This is a genomic window from Pseudomonas sp. MWU13-2100, assembly GCF_023242365.1.
Lineage (GTDB): Bacteria > Pseudomonadota > Gammaproteobacteria > Pseudomonadales > Pseudomonadaceae > Aquipseudomonas.
In genome coordinates this window covers 1-10360 of the sequence record NZ_JALLIX010000006.1, presented here as the reverse complement: position 1 = coordinate 10360, position 10360 = coordinate 1, and the positions used below count along the sequence as shown (strand labels likewise).

General features: G+C 56.6%; 15 protein-coding genes. 5 read left to right on the top strand and 10 right to left on the bottom strand.

Going from position 1 to position 10360, the window contains the following annotated elements:
• Positions 1 to 3: 3 nt before the first annotated feature.
• From M5B99_RS06245 to M5B99_RS06215, 7 genes are all read right to left on the bottom strand, one after another.
• Positions 4 to 297, bottom strand: a complete 294-nt coding sequence (locus M5B99_RS06245; protein WP_218225594.1) for a type II toxin-antitoxin system RelE/ParE family toxin — start codon at positions 295 to 297, stop codon at positions 4 to 6.
• Positions 285 to 563, bottom strand: a complete 279-nt coding sequence (locus M5B99_RS06240; protein WP_248799010.1) for a CopG family ribbon-helix-helix protein — start codon at positions 561 to 563, stop codon at positions 285 to 287. The genes M5B99_RS06245 and M5B99_RS06240 overlap by 13 nt, the downstream gene beginning before the upstream one ends.
• A gap of 149 nt (positions 564 to 712) precedes the next feature.
• Positions 713 to 1078: a hypothetical protein gene (locus M5B99_RS06235; RefSeq protein ID WP_248803207.1), complete on the bottom strand. Its 366-nt coding sequence runs from the start codon at positions 1076 to 1078 to the stop codon at positions 713 to 715.
• Positions 1079 to 1519: 441 nt separating this feature from the next.
• Entirely contained in the window at positions 1520 to 1888 is a 369-nt protein-coding gene (locus M5B99_RS06230) for a hypothetical protein (protein ID WP_248803206.1), read from the bottom strand.
• Positions 1888 to 2211: a hypothetical protein gene (locus M5B99_RS06225; RefSeq protein WP_248803205.1), complete on the bottom strand. Its 324-nt coding sequence runs from the start codon at positions 2209 to 2211 to the stop codon at positions 1888 to 1890. The genes M5B99_RS06230 and M5B99_RS06225 overlap by 1 nt, the downstream gene beginning before the upstream one ends.
• A 192-nt stretch (positions 2212 to 2403) precedes the next feature.
• Positions 2404 to 2550 carry a hypothetical protein gene (locus M5B99_RS06220; RefSeq protein WP_248803203.1) on the bottom strand — a complete coding sequence of 49 codons (147 nt, stop codon included), beginning with the start codon at positions 2548 to 2550 and terminating at the stop codon, positions 2404 to 2406.
• Positions 2551 to 2805: 255 nt separating this feature from the next.
• Entirely contained in the window at positions 2806 to 3348 is a 543-nt protein-coding gene (locus M5B99_RS06215; RefSeq protein WP_248803201.1) for a flavin reductase family protein, read from the bottom strand.
• 208 nt (positions 3349 to 3556) lie between these two features.
• On the opposite strand from M5B99_RS06215, the gene M5B99_RS06210 reads away from it, so the two are divergent.
• Positions 3557 to 3739 (top strand): c-type cytochrome, encoded by a 183-nt coding sequence (locus M5B99_RS06210; RefSeq protein ID WP_248803198.1) that lies wholly within the window; start codon positions 3557 to 3559, stop codon positions 3737 to 3739.
• 673 nt (positions 3740 to 4412) lie between these two features.
• Positions 4413 to 5069, top strand: coding sequence for a peroxiredoxin-like family protein (locus M5B99_RS06205; protein WP_248803197.1), 657 nt, complete (start codon positions 4413 to 4415; stop codon positions 5067 to 5069).
• A 37-nt stretch (positions 5070 to 5106) separates the two neighbouring features.
• On the opposite strand, the gene M5B99_RS06200 is transcribed toward M5B99_RS06205, so the two are convergent.
• The 3 genes from M5B99_RS06200 to M5B99_RS06190 form a co-directional block, all read right to left on the bottom strand.
• Positions 5107 to 5994 (bottom strand): LysR family transcriptional regulator, encoded by an 888-nt coding sequence (locus M5B99_RS06200; protein ID WP_248803195.1) that lies wholly within the window; start codon positions 5992 to 5994, stop codon positions 5107 to 5109.
• Between the two features lie 112 nt (positions 5995 to 6106).
• The gene (locus M5B99_RS06195; protein ID WP_248803194.1) at positions 6107 to 6829 is read right to left on the bottom strand and encodes an SDR family oxidoreductase; all 723 of its coding nucleotides are present in this window, start codon (positions 6827 to 6829) and stop codon (positions 6107 to 6109) included.
• Positions 6830 to 6887: 58 nt separating this feature from the next.
• Positions 6888 to 7442, bottom strand: a complete 555-nt coding sequence (locus M5B99_RS06190; protein WP_248803192.1) for a carboxymuconolactone decarboxylase family protein — start codon at positions 7440 to 7442, stop codon at positions 6888 to 6890.
• A 661-nt stretch (positions 7443 to 8103) separates the two neighbouring features.
• Here M5B99_RS06190 and M5B99_RS06185 point away from each other — a divergent pair.
• The 3 genes from M5B99_RS06185 (at position 8104) to M5B99_RS06175 (ending at position 10233) form a co-directional block, all read left to right on the top strand.
• A complete protein-coding gene (locus tag M5B99_RS06185) occupies positions 8104 to 8382 on the top strand; it encodes a DUF3077 domain-containing protein (RefSeq protein WP_247263214.1) in 279 nt (92 codons plus the stop codon).
• Between the two features lie 301 nt (positions 8383 to 8683).
• Entirely contained in the window at positions 8684 to 9007 is a 324-nt protein-coding gene (locus tag M5B99_RS06180) for a helix-turn-helix domain-containing protein (RefSeq protein ID WP_103498563.1), read from the top strand.
• The gene (locus M5B99_RS06175; RefSeq protein ID WP_248803189.1) at positions 9007 to 10233 is read left to right on the top strand and encodes a type II toxin-antitoxin system HipA family toxin; all 1227 of its coding nucleotides are present in this window, start codon (positions 9007 to 9009) and stop codon (positions 10231 to 10233) included. Before M5B99_RS06180 ends, M5B99_RS06175 begins: the two co-directional genes overlap by 1 nt.
• Positions 10234 to 10360 lie beyond the last annotated feature (127 nt).

Genomic DNA, 10360 nt, shown 5'->3' with positions numbered 1-10360 from the left:
GAGTTACTTGTATCCAAGCTCCTTTTGGTGTCGAACAGTCAAGATCGTGACGAAATCGCCATTGATATGGTAGCGGGCTACATAGCCGCTGTCTCCGAAGTCAATCAACCATTCCCGGTACTCGTCGGGCAGATCCTCAATCGGGCGGCCAATATGTGGTTGAATTCCGAGCATCCGCACGCTCTGCATGATTACTGTGCCTGCTCGACCAGCGGCGTCGGCGTTCTTTGGACGCAGGAACTCCCGCAACCGTTGAATGTCCCGAATGGCGGCAGGGGCGAAGATCACTTGTGGCATACGGGCGCAGGCAATTCATTTTCAGTGCCCCAGCTCGAAAGCCACTTCTCTACTTCATCGGTCGTCGCGTGCAGGCCAGTGGCTTGAAACTCTTCCCATGCTTTCAGCGTGTCCTGCCGGAACGCTTCATGCTTTTCCTCGCGCTCAACGTACTGCGCGATAGCCTCGCGCATAATCCAGTGCGAAGTGCGGCGGCGAGCCTCGGCCAGATGCTGCACGCGCCCTTTAAGCTCATCATCGAGCTTGATGGAGGTTGCTGTTGCCATGCTGGCACTCCTGTAGCGAAAGGTAATACCTAGCGCTACTATAGCCACCGAGTGCTGGGCTGTCCATCGATCTACTTTCTGCCGGCTCACCGCTTGTCGATAGCTGTTTGGCGATGCCCTCGTGATTTGCCAGGGGGTGGGCTTAACGCTCACTGGAATTGTTCCCCTATACAGAATGCGATAGCGGCAAGAAAAAAAGGGATCTCAAAATACAATGGGGCTTTGATCCATCTCTTGAGTTGCAGCGGAATGGCATCGACCTCTTGTTGGGTCAAGAGCCCGCGCCAGATAAACATTTTGGGGAACATGATCATCATGCTGATCACCCCTTGTCTCATCGAGCGATCTTTGAACGAGCTTCCGCCCCACCACCGGCGATCACCGATTATCATTGCATTATTATTGAAGTAGGGCTCGACCAGATCCAATTTTGTATTGACGACATAGGTTGACAAGCCAATACCAAAGAGCATGAAAAATATACTAAAAACGGCTAATAGCGGATAAATAGTCATAAGCCTTCCCACTTATACATCAGATCCCCTATTGACTCTCCGAATTTTCCTCCCCACGTTCCTCCCACATATCCGCCGACGGCACCACCGATAATTCCGCAACTCAACGCACCCCAACCTCCCGACACAACACCCAATCCAACGGCACATACAATGCGCCCTCCATAGGCGCCAACCTTTCCTCCGAAGTGAGATCCCGTAATCCCGGCCGCTACTTTCCCGCCTTCCACATAGCGCGCCTTCCGGCACTGCTCCTCTCGCCCGGTCGAACAGGCTTCTTGAATCGCCAGCCCCGCCGCTCCCACGTCCAGCGCCATGCCCACATAACCGCCTTTGCTCAGAAATCGGGAGGTACTGGCAATCTTGTTGATCCGCTGCGCATATCTGGGTCGGCGATTCTCTCGGCAATTGCATTGATGTGCCATGCTTTGGGCTTAACGCTCACCGGAATTGTTCCCCTATACAGAATGCGATAGCGGCAAGAAAAAAAGGGATCTCAAAATACAATGGGGCTTTGATCCATCGCTTGAGTTGCAGCGGAATGGCATCGACCTCTTGTTGGGTCAAGAGCCCGCGCCAGATAAACATTTTGGGGAACATGATCATCATACTTATCAATCCCTGCCTCATTGAACGATCCTTGAACGAGTTGCCTCCCCACCATCGGCAATGGCCAATCATCATTGGGTTATTTTTGAAGTAGACTTCAACAAGATCCAGCTTGACCTTCGTGACATAGGCTGACAAGCCAACACCAAGGAATAATAGAAACAGAGACAGAAAAGCCCCCACTGCTTTTAATGTCATCATCAGTACCGCCCCTCATAAATCAAATTGTCCTGGCGATGCAGATAGCGTCGGGTGGAAATGCCGAGCATCTTCTTGATCGATTTGTTATGCCGCAAGCTGGTGCCGTAATGACCGACGCTCTGGAGTTGGGTGTCCAGCTTCTGGAACAGGACTTGGCGCCGAGCGATGAACTCGGTCCTTGCCGAAGCGCCGCCTTTCAGGTGCTGCTGATGCAGTTTTTCTATGTCTTTCAAGGTTTCCTCAACCCCACTCAAATGCCGTCCCCAGGCCGCGGTGGTGCTGCCGATGCCAATCGAGCTATAACCCAGCAACCCCTGCAACAAATCATAGTTGTTTCATTGATGAATCCGTGCGCCACGCTTCACATCCTTGATGTGTGAAAGATGACGTCGGATATAAAGGCAGATAAACACTGAAAAAAAGAGCAATTCCGCTATTTGCTACAGGTCTTAATTGATTATAGGAAATGTCCTACGTGTCGATTGATGCTGACAAGGTTGGAGAGCGTGCGTGGCTTACTTGGTGACGGGCAGTTTGCCGGTGGTAATGAAGGCATGAAAGGCTTTTTGTCCGTCACGCGCGGCCTGACGTACATCAAGGTATGTCAGTTCACTGCTGATGGGCTTCTTGTAGGGCTTGTCGATTTTTTTGGTGGTGGCCATGGTGCTGTCCAGAGATCGAATGCTCATATGAAAAGGTTAAGCGATCGTTCATTGTTGAGCAAACCAGGGTGGCTGGCGATATTGCAGCCGCTTCGGCCAATGGTTTGTGCTGGGCGGTCGGCGGGCTCAGCGCACTTTTGTTCTTCGTCGGTACGCTGCCGTTAGCGTGAAACCGCTTACCTTGACCGGACGCCTTGAGCAAGCGTGGTGTACCGCGCCTCGGGATGTGGACCGGGCACTTGTCGCACGCAGACCCTAGACACCCTCTGGAAGCTTCGATGCCATCATTTTTCTTCGATTCAATTTACGTCCGTCGACGATGAAGGTGCCATCACCCACGGCATGAATAGTTCGCGTCTCTTTTCGTGAGCTATCGAAGTACGCAGCGATGCCTTCGAGGACAACGATATTGTGCTTCTCGATGATATCGATAACTTTGCATTCGATATTGGCCAGGCACTCCTTGATCAAGGGTGACCTGACATGCTTCCCTGTCACAGGCGTCAGTCCGAATTTTACAAATTTGTCGGTATCGGCGCCGGAACATATCCCGACACCAACCACTTGATCGATCAGATCCACAGTGGGGATTGAAATGACACATTCCCTGGTATTGCGAAGCGCGGCGTATGAGTAATTCCAGGGGCCGGTGGTTATGGCAAATATCGGCGTAAAGCCCATCACCATGGTCCACGAGATGGTCATTATGTTGTTCTTTTCAGCATCATGGGTGGTGACGAAGACAACCGGGCCTGACTCCATCAGTGTGAATGCTTTGCCGATGTTCATCTGCTTCATCACCCGGCGCTCCTCATTGTGTTTGATACGCCGTTGGTCACGGACTGCAAGAACCGGCAAGGTGCACTGACAGACGGTACCTGGCGAAGTCCAGTTCGCCCAGACGCGGGGGGGCGGTCAATTGCATGTGTGTAGGCGGCACGCTGAGATCATCGGCATGGCAGTCTCCCGTCGAGCGCCGATAAATCGATCATAGCGCAAGGCACTGTTGCTGGGGCAGTTTCCGCGCCTGGCAGGTCAACACGCCTATTACATGATTCGCCAGCTCAAGGTGCTTCAACAGACCGAGCAGCGCCCGCGTGTCGGCCTGATGAAGCAGGTCATCCATTCACTGCCTGATGAAGATGTCGTCTCTGTCGCCCATTACATTGCGACACTCGGGGCGAAATAGGCACCGGCAATGGGCGCGAGAGGCCGGGTTGGAATACTGGGCGGTCGTTGATGATTTGACGCAGGGGATGTTGCGCGGGGAGAGGGCGTAAGGACCGGGCGATCTTCGATTGATGTCGAGATTGGCGGCGGCGCACGGCAGGCTCACCGCGTTATCGTTCATCGCCAGCAAGCCGGCTCCTACAGGATTGCGGTGCCTCACGTCGGGATACACGCTGGGAGCCGCTGGATTTCTATTCACTGCGAGCAGGACTCAACTGATAGCTATCTCTTCAGCGCGCAAGGTCCACCTTGGAATGTCGTGAGCCGGTGGTGTTGGATGTATTGGATGGCATTTGGATGAAAGGAAACACGCAATGGAACATCCACGCCGAACACAGATGCGTCCGCTTGGCTCAAGTCATTCGCTACCAAAAGATCGCCCTGGTCGGTGAACGAAATCAAGCCTTCGTCCAGCAATGCGTGGAGTGCCACATTTAAAATGATGCTTTTAAATGGGTGTCCGGTTTCATTAGACCACTACATTCCCGGCTGGAATAGGCATCGCTTGCGCAAGGTGAGTCGTGAAGGGCATTCCTGATGGGCATATTTCCTATGCAGGCCAGCTCTCTACTGGGCGAGCGGCGATGTCGCGATCATGAGTCTCGAGACATCAACTTACCGAGGAAATACTCATGACCCTTCAAGCCAAACTGGATGCTTTCAAGGCCGACTTCGTTGCCGGCAAACCGCCCTACAATGCTCCGGCACCCGTGCATGCCGTGATGCAGCGGGCCACTGCCGAGCTGATCGCCAGCGGCCAGGCCGAGCGTGCGCTCAAGGCCGGTGATATGGCGCCGCTATTCAGCCTGCCTGATGCTCAGGGCAATCTGGTGTCGTCGGCGGAACTGCTGGCGCGCGGGCCGCTGGTGATCAGCTTTTATCGTGGCGTCTGGTGCCCGTACTGCAACATGGAGCTGCAAGCGCTGGAGCAGGCACTTCCGGCCTTTCAGGAGCGCGGTGCCAGCCTGGTGGCGATTTCGCCGCAGAGCCAAGCCAACAGCCGCAAATCGCAACGTCAAAACGGCCTGGGGTTTCCGATCCTCAGCGACAGCGGCAATGAAGTAGCGGCTGCTTTCGGCCTGCGGTTCAAACTGCCGGACTACCTGGTTGAACTCTATCTGAGCCTGGGCAACAACCTGCCGGTCATCAACGGTGATCAGAGCTGGACCTTGCCGATGCCGGGTCGTTTCGTCATCGGCCAGGACGGCATCATTCTGTACGCGGAGGTGAATCCCGATTACACGCTGCGTCCAGAGCCCACTGAGTTGCTGCCTGCATTGCGCGGTTGATATCGAGTCCCTCAAGGCCGCCTTCGGGCGGCCTAGCTTATTGTTGGTTCATCAAGCCCGCGACGAAATCAACGAATGCCCGCGCCTTGGCACTGGCCAGGCGCCCGGTAGGAAACACCGCCCACAGATCCAGCGGCGGCAACTGCCAATCCTCCAGCAGGGGTACCACTTCGCCTTTGGCCAGTTCTTCTGCGAACATCCATTGGGACGTCAAGGCTACGCCCAGACTCCCCAGCACCGCTGCCCGCACACCCTCCGCCGCACTGACCCGTACCCGCCCGCTGACCGTCACCGACTGCACCGTGCTGCCCTGTTTGAAGGCCCAGTGCTCACCGCCGCCTGCCTGGGCGAAAACGACCGCTTGGTGTTGCGCCAGATCAGTAGGGTTGCAAGGTTTGCCATGGGCTAGCACGTAAGCCGGGGTGGCCAGCACCAGCCGCTGACATTCACCGATCTTGCGGGCGATCAGGTTGGAGTCGGCTAACGCTCCCATACGCAAGGCAACATCGATGCCTTCCTCGACGAGATTGACGGTGCGGTCATCCAGAACGATATCGATGTTCAGCTCGGGGTGTGCATCGAGGAACGCTCCCAGGTACGGCAGCACATGCAGACGCGCGAAGGTCACCGCCGCACAGATCCGCAAGGTGCCGTGCAGGCCGCTGCCCGCACCGCGTGCGGCGAGGTCGGCTTCGTGGGCTTCCTCGATGGCACGCTTGGCACGTTCGTAGTAGGCGGTGCCGGCTTCGGTCGGTGTAAGCCCGCGAGTAGAGCGCAGCAATAGCCGCACGCCAAGGCGATCTTCGAGTTGTGCGATGGTTTTCGATACCGCGGGCTGGCCGAGGTTGAGGCGCCGCGCCGCCGCGGAAAACGACCCCGCTTCGAGCACGCAGACAAAGGTTTCCATTGCTGCCAATCGATCCATGTCGTTCCACCTGAAACAGTTAAAAACTCATAGCAAAAAAAGCGAGCGAAGCAGGGGGCTTCGCTCGCGGCGGGTGGTTTATCTCAACAAGGCGTGCGCAACGCAACCCTGGCTAGAATGCGGCTTTGCCGATTGATGCGCCACCGTCGACGAACAGCGTCTGGCCGGTGATGAAACCGCTGCTTTCGTAAAGCAGGAAGGCGATGGCTGCTGCTATCTCTTCGGGTTGGCCGAAGCGCCGCAGAGGGATGCCTGAGAGGTAGCGGGCTTCACCTTCACTGCCGAGCGGATTGTTCGCGCGGAACAGTTCGGTCTCGGTCGGCCCAGGGGCAACGGCGTTGACGGTGATACCCGTCGTGGCCAGTTCCAGTGCCCACGACCGGGTAAAACTGATGAGCGCGGCCTTGGCGGCGGCATAGGCGGTGCGATGGGTAATGCCCAGTACGGTCAGGCTGGAGATGTTGACGATCCGGCCCCATTGACGCTCGCGCATACCGGGCAGCAGCGCCTGAGTGGCCAGAAGCGCCGAGTGCAGATTCACCCGCATCACGGCATCGAAATCGTCCAGATCCACTTCACCCAGCACCTGCGGGCGAACCAGACCGACGTTATTCACCAGCCCGTCGAAAGCATACTGCTGGGTTAACGTCGCCAAGGCCTGTTCGGTCGCCTTGCGATCTCCCAGGTCAACCGGTACCAAAATGCCGGGGAAATCGACACCCTCAGCGTGCCGGGCGATGCCCACGACGCGGTGACCCGTGTTTGCCAGTGTCTGTGCCAACGCCAGGCCGATGCCCTTGCTGGCGCCGGTGATCAAAAAGCTTCGCTTGTTCATGAGTGCTCCTGGGACCAGCCCGTGCAGGGGCTGGCCGAGTGAAGGCCGAAGGCAGGTTTCAGGCTGGCTTGGTCCATTCGTTGCCTTTCATGAACGGATCGAGCTGGGTGTGCACCAGATGGTTGGTGTAGTTGCTCATGACCTTGGTGGCGACGCCCAGTACCACCTCCAGCACGTTGCGCCGCGTGAAACCGGCAGCCAGGAAGGCTTCGATACCGGCGTCGTTGACGAAGCCGCGATCACGCACGACCGCCGTGGCGAACACATGCAAGGCTTCCAGGCGAGCATCCGGAATGACGCTGCCGGCGCGCAGAGCGGCAATGACCTCGGGCGCCATCTCGATCATCTTGGCCAGGGTGGTATGCCCGGCCATGCAGTAGTGGCAGTTGTTTTCGAAGTTGGAGGTCAGGTACACGACCTGCTGTTCGTGCGGGGTGAGGGTGCTCTTGCCGAACAGGTCCCAGAGTTGGCTGTAACCGGCCAGCAGCTCTGGCGATTCAGCCATGTTGCCTTGCAGGTTCGGTACGAAGCTGAAGGCTTTCTGCACGGCTTCCAGAATGGGCTTGGAGGCAGCAGGGGCAGTGTCGAGTGTGTAACGAGTGAAAGTGGTCATCGCAGTTTTCCTTGAGTGGGTCAGCAAGAGTGCTGGGGCTATCTTGCTGCTCTTGGCGGGGCTGCGGAACGTCGCGGCGGGGCATATGATTCATGCGATTTGGGAATAAAGCAGGACATGGACATATTGTCCGGCTGGCGATTTTAGAATCTCGCGGTCAATGGAAATGATGACGGATTTATTTTGCCGCAGCCCAAGACGTCATCCCTGAATGATCGTAATGCACTTCGGGTAGATCGCCATCTAGCTTGGGGCTGTGAACGATCTTCTATGCCGACTGAAATTTTTCGACTTACATACCTCCGCCACTCACATTGCGGCTCCCTACTGTGCGCGCTACCTTTTCCCTGTCGCTGCCAATTCAGCGACCGGGCCTGGAAACCTGTGGAACAATGGGCGCATAGGCGCCACCATTCATCACGACTGCTGGTGCTTTTTTGTGCCAGTCTCTGCGTGTTATGGCGGCTGTGCGCGGGAGGCCCTTGGGTCTGCCGGGTTTTCCTATTGTCCCGGTTTCCAGCCTGCGTACAGCTGCCACCCATTCGCCTGGAAACGAACGTGGTAGCTCCCTCACATTAGGAGTCCTGCGTATGAGCGTTTTTGATGGGTCGACTTTGCATGTTCTAACCCTCGGCACCCGGGTCCACGCCGGAGGTGTCCAATGACCAATCCACCCACAAGCAAAACCCTTGGTGTCATCACTTTTTCCCAGTGCGGCTCCCAAGGTCGTGAACTATTCCGTGTGAACCCAGGCGTTCCCATTCTGGAAGCCATGGAGCACGCGTCCCTCCTGCTCTATTGCGCCAAAGCACTTTCCCTCGATGCTGCTCTGGAAAGCGACGGCGAACGTTACGCCTGGGCATCGCATTACCTAGGCGAGATGGGCAAGGCGGTGATTGATGATTTGACGCAAGGGATGTTACACGGGGCGCCGGTGTAGGCAGGTGACGTCCGTTTGAGGTCCAGACCGGCGGTGGGTGTTGGCGGGCCCACCGCACTATCGTTCTTCGTCGGAACGCCGCCCGGAACTCGCTCCACAGGGCATTTGTACGAGCGAAAGTGCTGGCTTGGCGAGCCTGAGTAAGGGGCTCTCCCTGTGCTATCTAAAAATAGAATCTCATTTTATGACACCTTATGCTGATTAAGGTGTGTTTTCGTGATTCTTAATTTTTTAGATTTTGATCATAGTATTTCATTAAATGCTACATTAATTGCCATAAGGATTCATTTGGTATCATCTTATGAAAGGCTATTTCCCGGTTCAGAGCGCATCATTGCTCTATCGTATAGGTATGCTGGTGAAGGAGGCGCGTCTGCGTATGGGGATCAGGCAGGCTGATCTTGCTGAGCAGGCCGATATCTCCCTACGCGCGGTACGCCATATCGAAGCGGGCAAAGCCGAGGGGGTTTCTCTACACGACTTCATGCTGGTCCTGTTCACGGTCGGCATCTCTGACAGGGTGTTCCAGGCCCTGCTGGAGGACCCTGGGTTCGAGTCCGAGCAGCTTTCTTTAAACAGTACCAAGCGAGTGCGGGTTCCGCGCAGTCGTGACGAGGCATTCTGATGTCGAGCGTCTACATCTACATGGAGTGTCCGGTCTCCGGTGAGACGGTGACCTTGGGCAAGCTCACCCTGGCCGGGAAAGAGGGCACTTTTGTCTATGCGCCAGAGGCGGTGGAGGGAAACGTCTGGGTTCCTGATCCGATCCGTTTTCCGCTGTCCAACAGGAAGTTCATCGTGCGCAAGAACGGTGGAGTGCCTGGGTTTATTGACGACGCTATGCCAGACGGCTGGGGGGAGCGCTTGCTACGACGTACGACTCAAGGCCCGCTTGACCCGATTCAGCTGCTTCTGAGATCTCCCAACGAGGACCGTGCGGGTAACATCATGGCGGGTGAGCAGCGTACACCTCGGCCGGGGATCGGCGGGAAACCGATGAAAATGTTGGAGGCCAAAGGCCTGGACCACTTCATTGAAGTCTGTGCGGCGATCTATGACAGCCAACTGACCGCCGAGCAACTGGAGGTACTGAAAATCCGCGATCAGCGATCCTCTGTTGGAGGTGCCCGGCCGAAGCGTACCTTTCGCACCGATCACAAGCTGATCCTGGCAAAGCCGCGCGACAAGTTCGACCATTACGATCTGCCAGTCTTCGAGTTCGCCTGCATGACATTCGCTGCGGATAGAGGTTTGAACGTGGCCCGTACGGCATTGCACCGGGGCGAGAATGCCAACACGCTGCTGGTCGAGCGTTTCGACCGGGAGTGGCTTGAGGGGCAGCAGCGGTTCCGCCGTATTCCCATGATGAGTGGGTTGACCTTGTTGGACGCTGAATGGCATTCGCGGGCCAGTGAGGGCTGGATCTACGCTGCACTGGCTGACGAGCTGTATCGCCGTGGCGCATCTGATTTCGATCGGCGTGAACTGTTTCGGCGCATGGCCTACAACGCCCTGGTTGGGAATAGCGATGATCATCCGCGTAACCATGCGGTGATCTATCAGGACGGCGCTTGGCGGCTTGCGCCTATGTATGACGTCGTGCCGGTGCTGGATGAGGGGCCGGCTCAGGCGCTGGCGATGTCCGTGGGTATGCAGGGGCATCTTCTCAGTCGATCCAATCTGCTCAGTCATCATCGTCATTTCGGCCTCACTGAAGATGAGGCGGCAGTCATTCTCGATGACGTTGCTGACTGGGAGCAGGATCTGAAGGAACACTATGCCCAACACCTTGCGGGGGCTGAGTTGGATGCGGCGGTCGCGGCAACGAGTGGCGCTCGGTTGTTGGCGTGACAGTCGGAAACAGATCATCGCAAGAAATATGTGATCGAGGATACGTGGATTTCCCGGCTGAACTGCGCCGGAGGGGAGATCAGGGTGGTGATCGATGATTTGATACAGGGGATGTTGTGAGGGGAGA